This is a genomic window from Pseudomonas sp. RA_15y_Pfl1_P11 (assembly GCF_963970975.1).
GTDB classification, from domain to species: Bacteria; Pseudomonadota; Gammaproteobacteria; order Pseudomonadales; family Pseudomonadaceae; genus Aquipseudomonas; species Aquipseudomonas tritici.
The window spans coordinates 82,545-98,527 of sequence record NZ_CAXAOY010000010.1; the positions used below are offsets into that span (position 1 = coordinate 82,545).

Annotated in this window: 16 protein-coding genes and 2 pseudogenes; 10 read left to right on the plus strand and 8 right to left on the minus strand. The window is 59.6% G+C overall.

Annotated elements, in window-relative coordinates; genetic code table 11:
• Positions 1-13 precede the first annotated feature (13 nt).
• Positions 14-256 (minus strand): DUF6555 family protein, encoded by a 243-nt coding sequence (locus tag AACY44_RS14760; protein ID WP_339530505.1) that lies wholly within the window; start codon positions 254-256, stop codon positions 14-16.
• A gap of 117 nt (positions 257-373) precedes the next feature.
• On the opposite strand from AACY44_RS14760, the pseudogene AACY44_RS14765 reads away from it, so the two are divergent.
• Both AACY44_RS14765 and AACY44_RS14770 read left to right on the plus strand, forming a co-directional pair.
• Positions 374-502 (plus strand): annotated as a pseudogene (locus tag AACY44_RS14765) (AraC family transcriptional regulator); the annotation flags it as partial.
• 63 nt (positions 503-565) lie between these two features.
• Positions 566-1,525, plus strand: coding sequence for a quinone oxidoreductase family protein (locus AACY44_RS14770; RefSeq protein WP_339438969.1), 960 nt, complete (start codon positions 566-568; stop codon positions 1,523-1,525).
• Positions 1,526-1,541: 16 nt separating this feature from the next.
• Here the strand turns inward: AACY44_RS14770 and AACY44_RS14775 are convergent, their stop codons facing one another.
• The 3 genes from AACY44_RS14775 to AACY44_RS14785 form a co-directional block, all read right to left on the minus strand.
• The gene (locus tag AACY44_RS14775; protein WP_339419811.1) at positions 1,542-2,570 is read right to left on the minus strand and encodes a purine-nucleoside phosphorylase; all 1,029 of its coding nucleotides are present in this window, start codon (positions 2,568-2,570) and stop codon (positions 1,542-1,544) included.
• A 14-nt stretch (positions 2,571-2,584) separates the two neighbouring features.
• Positions 2,585-3,547, minus strand: coding sequence for a nucleoside-specific channel-forming protein Tsx (locus AACY44_RS14780; protein WP_339419812.1), 963 nt, complete (start codon positions 3,545-3,547; stop codon positions 2,585-2,587).
• Positions 3,548-3,702: 155 nt separating this feature from the next.
• Positions 3,703-4,641 (minus strand): AraC family transcriptional regulator, encoded by a 939-nt coding sequence (locus AACY44_RS14785; protein WP_339419813.1) that lies wholly within the window; start codon positions 4,639-4,641, stop codon positions 3,703-3,705.
• A 261-nt stretch (positions 4,642-4,902) separates the two neighbouring features.
• On the opposite strand from AACY44_RS14785, the gene AACY44_RS14790 reads away from it, so the two are divergent.
• Both AACY44_RS14790 and AACY44_RS14795 read left to right on the plus strand, forming a co-directional pair.
• On the plus strand, positions 4,903-6,162 hold the full coding sequence (locus AACY44_RS14790) for an ABC transporter substrate-binding protein (RefSeq protein ID WP_445261124.1): 1,260 nt from the start codon (positions 4,903-4,905) through the stop codon (positions 6,160-6,162).
• Positions 6,163-6,180: 18 nt separating this feature from the next.
• The gene (locus AACY44_RS14795; RefSeq protein WP_339419815.1) at positions 6,181-6,954 is read left to right on the plus strand and encodes an L-iditol 2-dehydrogenase; all 774 of its coding nucleotides are present in this window, start codon (positions 6,181-6,183) and stop codon (positions 6,952-6,954) included.
• 145 nt (positions 6,955-7,099) lie between these two features.
• On the opposite strand, the gene AACY44_RS14800 is transcribed toward AACY44_RS14795, so the two are convergent.
• Entirely contained in the window at positions 7,100-7,792 is a 693-nt protein-coding gene (locus AACY44_RS14800; protein ID WP_339419816.1) for an NUDIX hydrolase, read from the minus strand.
• 145 nt (positions 7,793-7,937) lie between these two features.
• On the opposite strand from AACY44_RS14800, the gene AACY44_RS14805 reads away from it, so the two are divergent.
• From AACY44_RS14805 to AACY44_RS14825, 5 genes are all read left to right on the plus strand, one after another.
• Positions 7,938-8,585, plus strand: a complete 648-nt coding sequence (locus AACY44_RS14805; protein ID WP_339419817.1) for a nicotinamidase — start codon at positions 7,938-7,940, stop codon at positions 8,583-8,585.
• A gap of 11 nt (positions 8,586-8,596) precedes the next feature.
• Entirely contained in the window at positions 8,597-9,814 is a 1,218-nt protein-coding gene (gene pncB / locus AACY44_RS14810; protein ID WP_339428100.1) for a nicotinate phosphoribosyltransferase, read from the plus strand.
• 1 nt (position 9,815) lies between these two features.
• Positions 9,816-10,625 carry an ammonia-dependent NAD(+) synthetase gene (nadE, locus tag AACY44_RS14815; protein WP_339419820.1) on the plus strand — a complete coding sequence of 270 codons (810 nt, stop codon included), beginning with the start codon at positions 9,816-9,818 and terminating at the stop codon, positions 10,623-10,625.
• A 118-nt stretch (positions 10,626-10,743) separates the two neighbouring features.
• Positions 10,744-11,865 carry a hypothetical protein gene (locus AACY44_RS14820; RefSeq protein WP_339530509.1) on the plus strand — a complete coding sequence of 374 codons (1,122 nt, stop codon included), beginning with the start codon at positions 10,744-10,746 and terminating at the stop codon, positions 11,863-11,865.
• A 204-nt stretch (positions 11,866-12,069) separates the two neighbouring features.
• Positions 12,070-13,425, plus strand: coding sequence for an MATE family efflux transporter (locus tag AACY44_RS14825; RefSeq protein WP_339419823.1), 1,356 nt, complete (start codon positions 12,070-12,072; stop codon positions 13,423-13,425).
• Here the strand turns inward: AACY44_RS14825 and AACY44_RS14830 are convergent.
• Entirely contained in the window at positions 13,409-13,996 is a 588-nt protein-coding gene (locus AACY44_RS14830; protein ID WP_339419824.1) for a TetR/AcrR family transcriptional regulator, read from the minus strand. The genes AACY44_RS14825 and AACY44_RS14830 overlap by 17 nt on opposite strands.
• A gap of 141 nt (positions 13,997-14,137) precedes the next feature.
• Here AACY44_RS14830 and AACY44_RS14835 point away from each other — a divergent pair, with 141 nt between their 5' ends.
• A complete protein-coding gene (locus AACY44_RS14835; RefSeq protein WP_339419825.1) occupies positions 14,138-15,310 on the plus strand; it encodes an MFS transporter in 1,173 nt (390 codons plus the stop codon).
• Here AACY44_RS14835 and AACY44_RS14840 read toward each other — a convergent pair whose 3' ends face one another.
• Together AACY44_RS14840 and AACY44_RS14845 are read right to left on the minus strand one after the other, a co-directional pair.
• Entirely contained in the window at positions 15,311-15,676 is a 366-nt protein-coding gene (locus tag AACY44_RS14840) for a type II toxin-antitoxin system HicB family antitoxin (RefSeq protein ID WP_339419827.1), read from the minus strand. It abuts the gene before it with no gap.
• Positions 15,673-15,923: pseudogene (locus AACY44_RS14845) on the minus strand (type II toxin-antitoxin system HicA family toxin). Before AACY44_RS14845 ends, AACY44_RS14840 begins: the two are co-directional and overlap by 4 nt.
• Positions 15,924-15,983 lie beyond the last annotated feature (60 nt).

Sequence of the window (15,983 nt, forward strand, 5' to 3'; positions counted from 1 at the left end):
TAGCCCTCCTTGATCAAGCCTGGGCGCGCGCGTCCGAGGGCCGCCATTGCACATGAGTGATGCCGTACTTCTCGGCCTGCTCCTGGCTGGTCTTCTTGACGTGCTCGCGCGCGAAACGGCCGATACGGCCGATGCCTGCGTCACAACTCGCCCAGTGCCAGGCCTCCAGGATATCGAGCTTTTCCAGGCGGATGATGAAGGACTTGGGTTCACCGTGCAGGATGTAGTCGATCACAAACAATTTTGCATTATTCATTGGCTTATTAACCCTCCATGTATAACCCAGTGATCTCTGCTGGCCGAAAAAATTCATTCGGATTGTCGAGCGGTGGTCATTACCATCGTGGCTCACCCTTGATAGATGTGCACCCCCATGGCCCTGGCCGCGCCTCCCGACCTCAGTGATCACGCCGTCCCCGTGCAGCCCCTGGCGCGTACCTATCCGCGTGGGTTGTATGTTCAACCCCATCGCCACGATTGGGGCCAATTGCTCTACGCCATGGTCCGGCAGATGATGGGCGCTTGGTTGTCTTGATCTGTTTTTTCACTTCGATGAATATCGGCTATGAAAGCACTGCAATTTTCCGCCACCGGCGACCTCGCCGCCCTCCGCTTCGTCGACGTTGCCACCCCGGCGCCGGCTGCCAGTGAGGTGTTGGTACAGATCAAGGCCGCGGGCCTCAACCCCAGTGACGTCAAAAATGTGCTTGGTCGCTTCCCCTACACCACGCTGCCGCGCATTCCCGGCCGCGACTTCGCCGGTGTTGTGGTGCAAGGCCCGCAGGAACTGCTCGGCCAGGAAGTCTGGGGCACCGGCCGCGACCTCGGTTTTTTTGCTGACGGTTCACACGCTCAATACCTCACCGTGTCGGCCAAGGGCGTGGCGCAAAAGCCTGGTCATTTGAGCTTCGCCCAGGCTGCCAGCCTTGGCGTGCCGTACACCACCGCCTGGGACGCTCTGGAGCGCAGCGGTGTGACCAAGGGCACGCGCTTGCTGGTCATCGGCGCCAATGGCGCCGTGGGCAGCGCGACCCTGGCCCTGGCGAACGTGCGTGGCGCCCAGGTACTGGCCGCTGTGCGTCGGCCGGAGCAGGCCGACGTGTTGCAGACGCAGGGCTTTGAGGCGATTGCCCTGGGTAAACCGGAGGAATTGGGTGCACAGGTCAATGCGGTGTTCAAGGGGGGCGCCGATGTGATCTTCGACACCACCGGTTTCTGGCTACCGGCAGCCGTGGCAGGCCTGGCACCGTTCGGTCGCATCGCGATCATCGCGGCACCGGTGGACGGCCATGTACAACTGCCGGCCCTGGCCCTGTATCGCAAGGGCGGCTCAGTGGTGGGGATCAATTCGTTGCTCTACAATTGCGAGCAGTGCGCGGTGATGCTGAGGCAGTTCGGGCGCTTTTTTGATGAAGGCTTGCTGCCACTGCCCACCGGCCTGCGTGAAGTGGCGCTGGCTGATGGGTTGCAGTGCTATGAGACCGTGAATCAAGGCAGTGCGGACAAAATCATCTTCCTGCCCTGACACGGTTTGATCTTCACTAGGCTTCGGGAACACCTTTTTCCCAGGCTGACCAGTTCTTGAGGATCGCCTGTACCAGCGGGCTGCCTGTGCGATACAGGTTCTCCAGCGCCGGCACGAACCCGCCCTGATCCGCGTATTTGAGCAGGTTGTCGACTTCGCTGTAGCCAGGATAGGGGCGGTCGAAGTCCGAACCTGCACGCACAACCGCCAAGCGCTGGATATCCACCAAGCCCTCACGGCTTGCACGCAGCAGCGCTTCATAGGTGGAGTTGTCTTCCTGCTGGGTGGTGCAGTACTCGCCTTTGTTGTCCGTCAGCAACTGGGTCCAGACTTCCGCGCGTTCGCTCAGGCGCGTGCCGGAAAACCACGTGTTGCCCGCCAAGGTGTCGCAGCGGGTGACCTGTGGTGGCTGGTTGGCCGGGGCGGCAGGGTAGTGTTTGCGCCAGGCGCTGGACGCCTTGCTTTCGGTCAGTTCAACTTTTTGCGACAAGGCATATGCCTTGGCCTGCAACTTGGGGTTCAGCTCGAACACTTCGGTCTTATAGTCCAGCGGTGGTTTCTCGTTGGGGCCCTTGGTGTTGATGCCAATGTAGCCGGTCGGCCAATCCTTGGGCGCATCCCGCGAATCCAGCTCCCACTGGGTGCCGAACTCCACCAGGTAGTGTGCCCAGGCGGTGGTGCCGATGGTGCCATGCTTGGGGCTGATGCCGGCGATCCCGGCGATCAGGAAGTAGCTCTGGCGCAGGTCGAACTTGGGTGACAAGGCCAGGGCCAGCGTGGACGCGGCGGCATTGGTCTGACCCATGCCGGTGACCAGCAGGCACACGTCCTGGGTGTTGCAGCGGATCACCGGGTATTCGGCGGAGAGCCCCGGTACGCGCACTTCCTGCTTGAGTTCCAGGCGATCGATCCAGGTTTGTGCCTCGGGGGCGAACATGGTGATCAGCATCACTTTGGGTTTGATCGGCGTCGGCGTGTCAGCCATTGCCACGTGAGGCAGTACGGCCAGGCCCGCGGCGATTGAAAAGCGAGTCAGCGTATTCATCTAATGCTCCTTTATCAGAATTGGTAGCCGACGCCGGCGTAATAGCCCCAGCCGTCGGAGCGGGCGCGGAAGTTGCCCTCGCCGAAATTCAACTCACTGCCGTCTTCCCAGTTGCCGCCGTTGTGAAAGTAGCGGCCGACCAAGGTGAAACGCAGGTGGGTGAACGAATACAGCAGCACGTTGGTGGCCACCAGGGAATTGGCGGTGCGCGCCGGGTTGTCCTTGTGCAGGTCTGAGCCGAAATCGTAGTTGGTGAAGCCGATATAGGTCAGTGAAGCACCATTGTCGAACTTGCTGATGGGCACGATGTACTTCATTTGCGCGCGGTAACCGTCCCATGAGTATTCATTGCTGGCACCGTAGTTTTCCCACTGGTAACGCCCGTAGAAGTTGGCCGACAGGTTCACTCGCGAGTGGGTGTCGATGTCAGTGCCCAGGCCGCTGTACAGTGTGTTGGCGCGGTTTTCCTTGCGGCTGCCGTGATCGTAGATCCAGTCAAACGCCACGTACCATTCCTTGAACGGCCCGATGGCCAGGCTGCGGCCTGCCAGGTAGTCGATGGAAATACGCGGTTCGTGCTCCATGAATACCGGCGAGCCGTGGTCCCACACGCCCTTGTCATTGCTGTTACCGATGGTGAGGATCTTCGGCACATCGATGTATCCGTACAGCTCGAATGGCCCTTTGCGGCCGAAATACTCGTATTCCAGGTAGACATCATCCTGTGGCTTGGGGCCGAAGCTGATGTCTTTGCTGCCGATCAATGTCAGGTCCTGGTTGAACCAGTCCGACAGGTACGGGCTATTTTTTGCCGGGCTGGCTTCAGGGATCTTGGTTTTTGGGCTAAGGGTTTCGCCCTGTGCTGAGTCATCCATGGGTTTTTCCTGCGCCAAAATGGGCACGCTGAGTACTCCCGTAACGGCGGCCAGTAGCAAGGAAACACCAAAGGGAGCAGGACGCCTTGAGGTGGGTTGCATTGAAAATCCCTATTCATACGCGGTTTGAACCCGATTCCTCGGGCGAGGAAGAACTTGGCTGGCAAGTTCGTTCCGCAAACGTTTGCACAGGCTGTACCAACTTTGCTCAATCAATTGATCAGCCTGAAAAAAAACGGGATTAGTCAACCTTTTGGTCAGAATTGACGGGGTGTCATTTTTTCGATTCGGTTAAACAAATGCATCGCGGTTTCCCTTCGATATTCACTCGGCGTCTGGTCCATCTCGATACGAAAGTGCCGGTTGAAGTTGGACAGGTTGGCGTAGCCCACTTCAAAACAGATGTCCGCCACCGACATATCGCTTTGCAGCAACAAGCGGCAGGCGCGCTGCACGCGAAATTTGCGCATCAGGTCGATAAAACCATGGCCGGTGTTGCGCTTGAAGAAGCGCGAAAAGCCCGGTTCGCTCATTTCCAGCTGCTGCGCGATCACCGAAAGACGCACATCGCCGGTCAGCTCGCGCATCAGATAGTCGAATGCCTTGTTGATGCGTTCGGCGCTGCGGGCGTCCAGGGTAGGCGCGTAGCAGGGGCTGGCCAGCGCCTTGACCTGCGGCGTCGGGGCGTTCTTCAGGCTGTCGAGCAGTTGCAGGAATAGGACCAACCGTTGCAGACCATGGGCGCGCCCGATGTCTTCCATTAGACGCGCGGCCTGTAGCGCCGTCTCGCCAGTGAATTCGAGCCCGCGTCGGGCGTGCTCGAACAACGGCTGCAAGTCGCCGAGTTCAGGAAGGGTCTTGCGCTGGGCGAGGAGGGCGGCGCCGTCGAATTGCAGCACCACATCGCGGCCGGTCAGGTACTCACCAGGGGCCAGTTCGCCGATCCAGTCGTGGGGCAGGTCGGGGCCGATCAAGGCGACGTGCCCAGCACCGAACGCACCGATGTAGTCGCCGGCGACCAGTTTGCCGCTGCCTTGGCGAATCAGGTGGATTTCAAACTCGGGGTGGTGGTTCCAGCGCGCCAAATCATAGGGGTAGTCGTGTTCGAACCAACGGAAGCAGTGGTCCGGTTCGGGCAGGATCACTTCCAGCTCGGCGGGGCGGTGCTCGAACAGCTTGGCGCGGCTGACAGGCATGGGAGGCTTCTTATGATTCTTGGAATCGATACAAAATACGCGCCTCGGCCGTGGGAGCGCTACTCCCGGTTTCGCTTGGCACTGATACTTTTTTAACTTCGAGCCAAAGGTTAAAAAAGTACCAGTCGAGCATTCGTCAAGCGTTTGTGGGGGCCTGGAGGAGCTGCTGTAATCGGCCCTCAACAACAAAAACAACAGGTAGAAACCGCTATGTTCAAGCTCCCGCAAGCGTTGTTCCTGCTTTCAGGCCTGGCGCTGGCCATGCCCAGCTATGCCGCCGACACCGTCACCATCGCTACGGTCAACAACAGCGACATGATCCGCATGCAGCGCCTGTCCAAGGTATTCGAAGTACAGCATCCGGATATCAAGCTCAACTGGGTCGTGCTGGAGGAGAATGTGCTGCGCCAGCGCCTCACCACCGATATCGCCACCCAGGGCGGGCAGTTCGACGTGCTCACCATCGGTACCTACGAAACTCCATTGTGGGGCGCCAAGCACTGGCTGGAACCGCTGACCCAACTGCCGGCCGACTACGACGCCGATGATATCTTCCCCTCGGTGCGCCAGGGCCTGTCGGTCAACAACACCCTCTACGCCTTGCCGTTCTACGGCGAAAGCACGGTGACCTACTACCGCACCGATTTGTTCCAGCAAGCCGGCCTGAGTATGCCCACGCACCCGACCTGGAGTCAGCTCGGCGAGTTCGCCGCCAAGCTCACCGCCAAGGACAAAGGCCAATACGGCATGTGCCTGCGTGGCAAGGCCGGCTGGGGCGAGAACATCGCCTTGCTGAGCACCATGGCCAATGCCTTTGGCGCACGCTGGTTCGACGAGCAATGGAAGCCCGAGCTGACCAGCCCCGAGTGGACAGCGGCCGCCAACTTCTACGTCAACACCCTCAAGCAATACGGCCCGCCGGGCGTCTCCAGCAACGGTTTCAACGAGACCCTGGCGCTGTTCAACAGTGGCAAATGTGCGATCTGGGTCGATGCCAGCGTGGCCGGTTCCTTCACCACGGATAACACTCAAAGTAAGGTCGCCGACAGCGTAGGTTTCGCCGCCGCGCCTACCGAAGTCACGGATAAAGGCTCCTCGTGGCTCTACGCCTGGTCCCTGGCCATTCCGGCCACCTCAACGCACAAGGACGCCGCAAAGGCCTTTATCACGTGGGCCACCTCCAAGGACTACATCCAACTCGTCGCTGACAAAGAAGGCATCACCAACGTACCGCCAGGCACCCGCCAGTCCACCTACAGCGAGGCGTATTTGAAAGCCGCACCGTTTGCCCAAGTGACGTTGGAGATGATGAAACACGCTGACCCCGCGCATCCGTCGGCGAAACCGGTGCCCTATGTGGGCATCCAGTACGTGACCATTCCCGAGTTCCAGGCCATCGGCACCTCGGTCGGCAAGTTGTTCTCGGCGGCGCTGACCGGCGGTATGTCGGTTGACCAGGCCTTGCTTCAAGCGCAGTCCACTGCCGAGCGCGAGATGAAACGCGCCGGCTATCCGAAGTGATTTCTACAGGACATTTTCATGAAACGTCTCGAAGGTAAAAGCGCGCTGATCACCGGATCGGCGCGCGGAATCGGCCGCGCGTTTGCCCAGGCCTACATCGCTGAAGGTGCGACGGTCGCCATCGCCGACATCAACCTGCAACAGGCCCAGGTCACGGCCGCCGAGTTGGGCCCACAGGCGTACGCGGTAGAGATGGATGTCACCGACCAAGCCTCCATCGACGATGCAATTGCTGCCGTGGTGGCCGAGGCCGGCAAGCTGGATATTCTGGTCAATAACGCCGCGCTGTTCGATTTGGCGCCCATCGTCGACATCACCCGCGAGAGCTTCGAACGGCTGTTCTCGATCAACGTCGCCGGCACACTCTTCACCCTACAGGCCGCCGCGCGGCAGATGATCAGCCAGGGCCACGGCGGCAAGATCATCAACATGGCCAGCCAGGCCGGGCGCCGGGGCGAGTCGCTGGTGGCGATCTACTGCGCGACCAAGGCAGCGGTGATCAGCCTGACGCAATCGGCAGGGTTGAACCTGATCAAGCAAGGGATCAACGTCAACGCCATTGCACCGGGTGTGGTGGAGGGTGAGCATTGGGACGGGGTGGATGCGCTCTTCGCCAAGCATGAAGGGCTGGCGCCAGGCGAGAAAAAGAAGCGGGTAGGGGATGAGGTGCCGTTTGGGCGGATGGGCACGCCGGAGGATTTGACGGGAATGGCGGTTTTCCTCGCCTCCAAAGATGCTGACTATGTTGTGGCGCAAACCTACAACGTGGATGGCGGCAACTGGATGAGCTAAAGCCTGTTCAGACAAAAGGAGATCCAATGTGGGAGCTGGCTTGCCTGCGATAGCGATGGGTCAGGCAATAAGTTTATAGCTGACAGACCGTCATCGCAGGCAAGCCAGCTCCTACCGTTGAATCTCATTGTTCTGAAAACAGGTGCTACTCGGCAAAGCTGCGATCAAAGAAGTAGATCTCCCCAGGCTTCAAAACCTCCACCGTCGCCTGGGGCCTGCCGCCTTCGCCATTCTTCTTGCGCCCCGTCTCGCGTAAATACCGTGCCTCAGTCAGCTTCAACAAACGCTGGCGAATACTGGTCTTCAACACCGGCCGCGCGAGCACCAGGGAAAAGATCGTGGTCGCTTCGGGCGCGCTGAATTCATCGCCCAGGAACATCAACGGCAAGCTGCTGTACAGCGACTTGGAGAACAAGCGTTCCTGCACGGCGGCCACGATGCTGTTGTGATCGAACGGCAGCTTGATGCTCCCGTCCGCAACCGCCGCCAGCGAAAACCAGCCCTGATGCTCACCCAGCGTCACTTCATCCGTGGCAATCGCCAGGTAGTACGTGGACGACGACCAGCACCGCGGATCACGAAACGCATCCCCCACCGTGCCCACTTGCTCGCTCCAGGCCAGGTCCAGGCCGACCTTGTCGCTTGCACGCAAACGCTCCACCGCATCCTGGAGGCTCAGATCTTGCACGCCGCCATTCACCACTACGCCGGGTAACGCCCAATGCCCTGCGAACGGTTCGGCTTCGCGCTTGTTCAGCAGCAGCTGCAATTGCCCGCAGGTGCGGCAGTAAAACAGCACACACAGGTCGACGGTATGGAGGTAGGCGCTAAGTGTCATGTGACGTCCTTCTAAACAGCGGTGGGCACAGTCTAACGAATCGAACAGATATGTCATGTACTGGCTCCAGGATAGATAAATAAATGTTTCTTGCAATGAAAGTACATGACGTGTACTTTTGTTTTCAGACCACAGGAGAGCTGCCATGACACTCGCGAAAACTGCCATTGCTTCATTCGACGTCGACGCCCAGAAGAGCTTTACGCCGCTGTGCCCCGCTGAGTTACCAGTGGCCGGGGGCGACCAGATCGGTGCCGAGCTGAACTTCATGGCAAGCCTCGCCGGCCACCGTGTCGGCAGCAAGGACGCCCACACCCCGCACGCGCCCTGGGTGGTCACCCAGCACAGCGAGATGCTGCGGCCCACCGGCCTGGCCCATGCCGATGTGACCTGGGTGAGCCACTGCGTTCCCGGCACCGAAGGTTTCACCTTGGTCGACGAACTGCCCACCCCGTATGACTACGATTACTTCATCTGGAAAGGCGTCGAACCCGACCTGCACCCCTACGGCGCCTGCTACCACGACCTGCACGACAAGCTGTCCACCGGCGTGATCGAGTACCTGAACGCCAGAGGCGTCAGGCGTGTGATCGTCGGCGGCCTGGCCCTGGACTACTGCGTCAAGACCACCGCGTTGCAACTGCTCAAGGCCGGCCTGGAAGTGGTCCTGCACCTGCCGGCGTGCCGGGGTATTACCGAGGAGGGCGGCGTACAGGCCGTCAGTGAGTTGCTCAAGGCCGGTGCCGTCATCAGCAGCACCCGCGAAGAACTGGCAGCACAGGCCGCGCGTTAAGGAGACACACCATGGAAAGTGCATACGACTATGAATCCCCGGTGATCCAGGGTTTGCTCGACACTGACTACTACACCTTCACGATGATGCAGGCGGTGTTGCACCAGCACCCCAACGTTGATGTGGAATACAACTTCATCGTGCGAGCCAAGGAAAAGCTCGGCCACTTGATCCCGCAACTGCGCGACGAGCTGGAGAAGCTCGCGGGCCTGCAGATGCGTGAGGGCGAATTGCGCTTCTTGTTCAACCCGCGTTTTCGTGAGTACCTCACGCCGGATTACGAGCGCTTTCTCGGCCTGTTCCGCTTCAACCTGCGTTATATCCACGTCAGTGAGGTCGACGGCCAACTCAACATCCGCGTGGTCGGCCCGATGCTGCATTGCATCATGTTCGAGCAACCGGTACTGGCGCTGGTCAGCGAGCTGCGCAACCGCGATAAATACCCCGACGTGACCCTGGAAGACATCACCCGCAAGCTCTACCAGAAGTTCGACTGGCTGGAGAAAAACCTCAGCCGCGACGAGCTGGCCGACTTGCGCGTCTCCGATTTTTCCACCCGCCGGCGCCTGTCGTTCAAAGCCCAGCGCGAAGTGGTCGACATCATGCGCCGCGACTTCCCCGGCCAGTTCGTCGGCACCAGCAATGCGCACCTGGCCTACGAATTCGACCTGCCGCTGCTCGGCACCATGGCCCACCAGTGGATGATGGTGCACCAACAGCTGGGCCGGCTGCGCGAAAGCCAGAACGCCGGCCTGGAAAACTGGGTGCGTGAATACCGCGGCCGCTTGGGTATTGCCTTGACCGACACCATCAGCACCGACTTTTTCCTCAAGGATTTTGACCTGTACTTCGCCAAACTGTATGACGGGCTGCGCCAGGACTCCGGTGACCCCATTGTCTGGGCCGACAAAGTCCTGGCCCGCTACAAGCAACTGGGCATCGACCCGATGACCAAGGACCTGATGTTTTCCGATGGCCTGAACTTCGAAAAATGCCTGCCGATATTGCGCCACGTGCGCGGCAAGGCCAAGTTCGGTTTCGGCATGGGCACCCGCCTGGCCTGCGATGTGGAAGGCGTCGAACCGCTGAGCATCGTGATGAAACTGGTGCGGGTGCACGGTGAACCGGTGGTGAAGTTCTCGGATGACCCGATCAAGAACGTCTGCGAAGACGCCTCGTTTTTGCAGTACGCGGCAAAGGTGTTCAATGTCGGTAGCGTGGAGGTGTGACATGCAAAATCGTATCGCGCAGGAACTGAACATCAATCGGCAACTGGTCAAGGGCGGTGAAACCAAGGAAATTCAACGGCGCATCGGCTTCATCAAGACCACCTTGCGCAGCGCCGGCTGCACGGCCCTGGTGCTGGGCATCAGCGGCGGCGTTGATTCGCTGACGGCTGGCCGTCTGTGCCAATTGGCCGTCGAACAACTGCGCGCCGAGGGTTACGCCGCGCGCTTTATCGCCATGCGCCTGCCCTATAAAACCCAGGCCGATGAAAGCGACGCCAAGGCTTCCCTGGATTTCATCACCCCGGACCATATCGACACGCTGAACATCGCCGCCAGTGTTGACGGCCTGATGGCCAGCCTGACCGCTACCGACGCCAGCGCCAGCCATGTTGACTTCATCAAGGGCAACGTCAAGGCGCGCACGCGGATGATCGCGCAATACGCCGTGGCCAATTTGCACAATGGGCTGGTGGTCGGTACGGACCATGGCGCGGAAGCACTGATGGGTTTTTTCACCAAATTCGGCGACGGCGCCTGCGACCTGGCACCGCTGTCGGGCCTGACCAAAACCCAGGTGCGTCTGCTGGCCAGCGCACTGGGCGCGCCTGATAACCTGGTGCACAAGCATCCGACGGCCGACCTGGAGGAACTGGCGCCGGGTAAGCCGGATGAGCACGCGTACGGTTGCTCTTACGCAGAGATCGATGCGTACCTCATGGGCGAACCCGTGAGTGAGCGGGTGAGGGCAATCGTAGAAGGGGCGTACAGCAAGACGGCGCACAAACGCTCGCTGCCTATCACTCCTGCGTGATCCTTCCCCAGCCGTCCACGGGAACCGTTTTTCCGCTCATGGCCACAGATGGAATGTTGATCCAGCGCGCAGTCGATTTGGGTTGGCTGTTATCGATTCCAGTATCTGAGGTCTTGCTATGTCCTATGTAAATCTTCGTCAGGAAACCCCTTATTGCGGTGATTTCAACGCTCGTTGCGAGCAACCCAAGGCAGCTTCTGATAGGGCTGGTTGGCGTGTACCCAACTCAGTGGTTGCTCGGGATTTCGCTGATAACTTTGAATACTTCCAGAGTTCTGACAGCGGGTTTGTGACACAGCAATCCCTTCTGCACGCGGCTAATCGCCCACTGAACGGAGATCCGTTTCATGACCGGATGACGTTTTTGGCAAGGGAGATTCTCCAGCGGACTGAATTGAACGGCATGCTTGACGGAATCAACCACGGCGGTTCATCAGATGGATTGATCAGCCAGAGCGACGCGGACCAGATCGTTGCTTACGTCGATCAGATGGAAGCACCTCCCGTGCGGGAATTCCCAGGGCGGTACAGCGGCGGTATCCAGCGCCAGCGCCTGGAAAACCAATATGCACCTCAGGCCGATTGGCAACAGCCCTCCATGTCTGCGCCGAAAAACCAATGGGACGGCTCGATGTCACTGTCGGGGGAGCGTCCTTATGCGAACGACAGCAAGCAAGAGCTTCTCAACAAGATACTGGCTCGTTTCAGTTCATTTGAAGATCCGAACTCCCCCGGTTTGATCACTGACAAATCACTCAATGCGGTTTCCAGCGGTTATCACTTGGATGGTCGGCCCGCCACGGGGGCCGAGATGGCGTTGGCCAATGAGCTGCTTGAGCGTGGTGAGGTGTTTAAGGAACTCGATCAAAGCGGCATGGGCGTCTTCGATGGGGCGTTCTCCAGGGATGACCTGGCTTACTCGTCGGACAAGTACCGGAATATGGATAACCACGACCTGATTCAGGGCATAAAGGATAACTTCAGGCAGTTTACTGCCGGCGCAGACGATCAATACGTCAGCGTCAATGAACTGAAGGAGGCGGCCGGTCTAACGCCATCGAGTCGTCCGTTCAGCCCCGAAGCACGGCAACTTGCAACTGAGCTGCTCAACCGTCCCGGGCTTTTGCGCGAGCTGGATATTGGCATTAACAGCCAGGGAGGAGCGGGCTACGAGGACAAACGTTTCGATATGGCTAACATCGACGAGATACTCAAAAATGGGCACGCGCCAGTTGGATGAGTGTTTCAACGCGCCTGCAAGAATAATTGTGTCCGGCCCGCAACGTGATACCTGCGTTCGGGCCGGGGCCGTTTCACGCCCGCCCCTGCAGATGAAATGCGAGTAGCACTGCCTGCCAGGTGATTGAACCCGAAAGCACAGGAAGATGGGATCCACTTGCGGTATAACCTTCGCACGCTTTAGTCATCCGAGGCCCCGTTTTTCATGCAAAGCCCTTTGCAACGTCCGCTTTGGCAGATCTACCTGATCTTTCTGGCACCGATGGTGCTGTCCAACTTCCTGCAAAGTTTTTCCGGCACCCTCAATGGCATCTACGTCGGTCAAATGCTCGGCACGCAGGCGCTGGCAGCGGTGTCGGGGATGTTTCCCATCGTGTTCTTCTTTATCGCTCTGGTGATTGGCCTGGGGGCGGGTGCCTCGGTGTTGATCGGCCAGGCCTGGGGCGCCCAGGAAACAGGGATGGTCAAGGCGATTACCGGCGCCACCCTGACGCTGGGGGCGCTGGTGGGAATGATCGCCGCGGTGCTGGGCAGCCTGTTTGCACGCCCGGCCTTGCAGGCGTTGGGCACGCCGATTGATGTGCTCGACGATGCGGTCGGATATGCCCAGAAAATGATGCTGATCATGCCGTTGCTGCTGGTGTTCATTCTCTACACCCAATTGCTGCGTGGCGTCAGCGATACGATTTCGCCGCTGCTGGCACTGATGGTCTCGACCTTGGTCGGCCTGCTGCTGACCCCGGCGCTGATTCGCGGCTGGATCGGCTTGCCGCCGATGGGTATCCAGAGCGCGGTGTATGCCGGACTGGTAGGCAACGCCCTGGCAATGCTGTTTTTGATCTTGCGCCTGCGCCATAAAAACCATGTGATGGCGCCGGATCGCGAACTGCTCGCGGCCTTGCGCCTGGACCGCGTGATTTTAGGAAAGGTCCTGCGCATAGGCCTGCCTACCGGCTTACAGATGGTGGTGCTGTCGCTGTCAGAATTGGTCATTCTCGCCCTGGTTAACGGCCATGGCTCCCAAGCCACGGCGGCGTATGGCGCGGTGACACAAATCGTCAACTATGTGCAGTTTCCGGCACTGTCGATTGCCATCACCGCGTCGATCCTCGGTGCGCAGGCCATTGGCGCCGGGCGCCTGGAACGCATCGGGCCGATCCTGCGCACGGGCTTGTTGATCAACACCTGCCTCACCGGCGGCCTGATTGTGCTGGGTTATGTGCTGTCCCACTGGTTACTCGGCCTGTTCATCACCGACGACGCGGCACGGATCAACGCCGAACACCTGCTGCACATCATGTTGTGGAGCATCCTGGTGTTCGGCTTCCAGGCTGTGATCGGCGGGATCATGCGCGCCAGTGGCGTGGTGCTGATGCCGGTCGCGATCTCGATCTTCTGCGTGCTCTGCGTCGAGTTGCCGATCGCTTACCTGTTCAATGCCCACTTCGGCCTGGAAGGGGTGTGGATGGCGTTTCCGGTGACTTACCTGGCAATGCTGGCATTGCAGGCCGCGTATTACCGGTTGGTCTGGCGGCATAAGCAGATCAAGCGGCTGGTGTGAGGTACAGGCCGCGCAGCAACAACTCCAGGCCCTGCAAGCCCTGCTCCAGTCGCTCGCCGGGGTGTTCATCGCGGGCGATCCATAGGGCGGTGTTGACCAGGCTGCCATTGATCAATTGCGCCAGCGCGGCGCTCGGGGCCTGGTGGATGAGACCGGCCTGCATCAGGGTCTCCAGCCGTTGGCGCAATGATTCAACACACTGTTGCTGAGAGCCGGTATCACCCAATACGGCTGGCGCATCCTGCAACACAATGCGCTGTATTTCATCCTCCTGAGCCATGCGCAAGTAGGCGCGGCAGCGTTCGCAAAAACCACTCCATGGATCTGCGGCCTCATCCGAAATGCGCTGCAAGCTGGCGTCCATCTCGCTGTCGAGTTGGGCAACCACAGCAGCCAATAGCCCTTTTTTGTCACCAAAGTGGTGGTACAACGCACCGCGGGTCAGGCCAGCACGGGCGGTGAAATCATCCATCGATGTGTTGGCATAACCTTGTAAGGCGAAGGCCTGGCGCGCGCTGGCGATCAGCCGGGCGCGGGTGTCTTCGATCATTTCAGCACGGGCTCGGCTCATGGTAGGACTCACAATGGGCAAGTGAAAGATTGACATACGCTGCGTATGTTACGCATGATTTGACACATACGCACCGTATGTATTTTGCCTTGAGCCTTGCAGATAGCAAGTTCCAGGGCAATCAGGAAGAGGTCAAGCAGGATGGCAAACCCTTACGCCGAGTTGTTCCAGGTCCCTGGCGCCCGAGCTTTTGTGCTGGCGGGTATGCTGGCGCGCATGCCGATATCGATGACAGGCATTGGCTTGATCACCATGCTCTCTCAGGTACACGGCGGATATGGTCTGGCGGGCTCGGTGGCGGCGGTATTTGCCTTGGCCACGGCATTTTGCGCGCCGCAGGTGTCGAGGCTGGTGGACCGCCATAGCCAAGGGCGAGTACTGCCGATTGCCGCGCTGATCGGCGGCGGGGCGCTGCTGTTGTTGCTGCTGTGCACCCGCTTGCAGGCGCCGAACTGGATGCTGTTCCTGTTTGCCGCCTTGGCCGGGTGCATGCCAAACATGTCGGCCATGGTGCGGGCGCGGTGGACCGAGTTGTACCGCGGCCAGCCCAAGCTGCAAACCGCGTTCGCCCTGGAGTCGGTGCTGGATGAGGTGTGCTTCATCGTCGGCCCGCCGATTTCGGTGGGCCTGAGCGTGGTGCTGTTCCCGGAAGCAGGTCCGTTGGTGGCGGCGCTGTTACTGGCGGTGGGCGTCACGACCTTTGTGTTGCAACGCGAGACAGAACCCCCTGTGCATGAGCATCAGGACCATCACGGCCGTTGGCTGATCGCTTCTCCCTCCGTGTTGATCCTGATGATCCTGCTGCTGGCCATGGGCGTGATCGTTGGCGTGGTGGATGTGGTCAGCGTCGCCTTTGCCCAGCATCAGGGCCAGCCGGCGGCGGCGAGCATTGTGCTGTCGGTGTACGCCATTGGCTCGTGCCTGGCAGGGCTGGCGTTTGGCACCCTTAAACTCAAGGCGCCGTTGCCCCGGCAGTTCCTGTTCTGTGGCGTGGCTACGGCGTTGACCACCTTGCCATTGTTGCTGGTGACCAACATTCCTGGGCTTGCGGTGGCGATCTTTATTTCCGGGCTGTTCTTCGCGCCGACCCTGATCGTGGCCATGGCTCTGGTAGAGCAGATCGTGCCCGTCAGTCGCCTGACCGAAGGCATGACCTGGCTGATCACCGGCCTCAGCATTGGCGTGGCCATCGGCGCCGCCAGTTCCGGTTGGATGATCGACCACTTTGGCGCCACCAGCGGGTTCTGGGTCGCATGGGTGGCGGGGGCGGTGGTACTGGGTTGCGCGGTGTTGGGGTGTCGGCGATTGGGGTAATTAGCCAATCGCCGGGCAATCATCTGCACTGTGGTGCTGCAAAAATTCATTCAGTGCCTGGCGTGTCAGGTCATTGAGCGTCACTTTCTTGCGAGTCGCCGCTAGGGCCGCCGCCAAGTGCAGGTCATGGCCGACCCGGACATTAAAGGAGCCTTTGCAAGGCTTCTCCGGTGTATGCCCAAGGGTCTGGCAGGTGGTGAGATAGTCGTCCACCGCCTCACGAAATGCGGCGTCCAACTCGGCGACGGTCTTGCCTTCGTAGCTCACCAACGCCTTGATGAACAGAATCTTGCCGAACAGGCAGTTATCTTCGAGGCTGGCTTCAATAGAGCCGATGTAGCCTTTGTGTTTCAGTTGGTTGTTCACTGAATCAGTTCTCCTGATTTCAATTGCTCGATGATCTGGCGCCGAATGTAGTGTTTCAGTCGTTGCCAGGGTGAGGCTTGTGCAAGGTGATCATTGCACTGGGGTCACCGATGTCGAATTTGACGCGGCTTCCAGCCCCTTCAATCTGTGTGTAGCCGATCCGACGCAGCAGCGTGACGCGTTCGGGCCAGGTAAATGCCAGGTGCTCGTTGAGTAGTTTGGCCAGCAGCTTTTCATTTTTGGACACGGCGTTCCCTGCGTGCAACTAAATGTAGTTGCAAAAAGTGGTGTCCGTCAATGCTAGCTC

Bases quoted from the DNA above. Each gene is read 5' to 3' on its own strand.
- AACY44_RS14760 (WP_339530505.1), bottom strand. From the start codon at position 256: ATGAATAATGCAAAATTGTTTGTGATCGACTACATCCTGCACGGTGAA.
- AACY44_RS14770 (WP_339438969.1), top strand. From the start codon at position 566: ATGAAAGCACTGCAATTTTCCGCCACCGGCGACCTCGCCGCCCTCCGC.
- AACY44_RS14775 (WP_339419811.1), bottom strand. From the start codon at position 2,570: ATGAATACGCTGACTCGCTTTTCAATCGCCGCGGGCCTGGCCGTACTG.
- AACY44_RS14780 (WP_339419812.1), bottom strand. From the start codon at position 3,547: ATGCAACCCACCTCAAGGCGTCCTGCTCCCTTTGGTGTTTCCTTGCTA.
- AACY44_RS14785 (WP_339419813.1), bottom strand. From the start codon at position 4,641: ATGCCTGTCAGCCGCGCCAAGCTGTTCGAGCACCGCCCCGCCGAGCTG.
- AACY44_RS14790 (WP_445261124.1), top strand. From the start codon at position 4,903: ATGCCCAGCTATGCCGCCGACACCGTCACCATCGCTACGGTCAACAAC.
- AACY44_RS14795 (WP_339419815.1), top strand. From the start codon at position 6,181: ATGAAACGTCTCGAAGGTAAAAGCGCGCTGATCACCGGATCGGCGCGC.
- AACY44_RS14800 (WP_339419816.1), bottom strand. From the start codon at position 7,792: ATGACACTTAGCGCCTACCTCCATACCGTCGACCTGTGTGTGCTGTTT.
- AACY44_RS14805 (WP_339419817.1), top strand. From the start codon at position 7,938: ATGACACTCGCGAAAACTGCCATTGCTTCATTCGACGTCGACGCCCAG.
- pncB (WP_339428100.1), top strand. From the start codon at position 8,597: ATGGAAAGTGCATACGACTATGAATCCCCGGTGATCCAGGGTTTGCTC.
- nadE (WP_339419820.1), top strand. From the start codon at position 9,816: ATGCAAAATCGTATCGCGCAGGAACTGAACATCAATCGGCAACTGGTC.
- AACY44_RS14820 (WP_339530509.1), top strand. From the start codon at position 10,744: ATGTCCTATGTAAATCTTCGTCAGGAAACCCCTTATTGCGGTGATTTC.
- AACY44_RS14825 (WP_339419823.1), top strand. From the start codon at position 12,070: ATGCAAAGCCCTTTGCAACGTCCGCTTTGGCAGATCTACCTGATCTTT.
- AACY44_RS14830 (WP_339419824.1), bottom strand. From the start codon at position 13,996: ATGAGCCGAGCCCGTGCTGAAATGATCGAAGACACCCGCGCCCGGCTG.
- AACY44_RS14835 (WP_339419825.1), top strand. From the start codon at position 14,138: ATGGCAAACCCTTACGCCGAGTTGTTCCAGGTCCCTGGCGCCCGAGCT.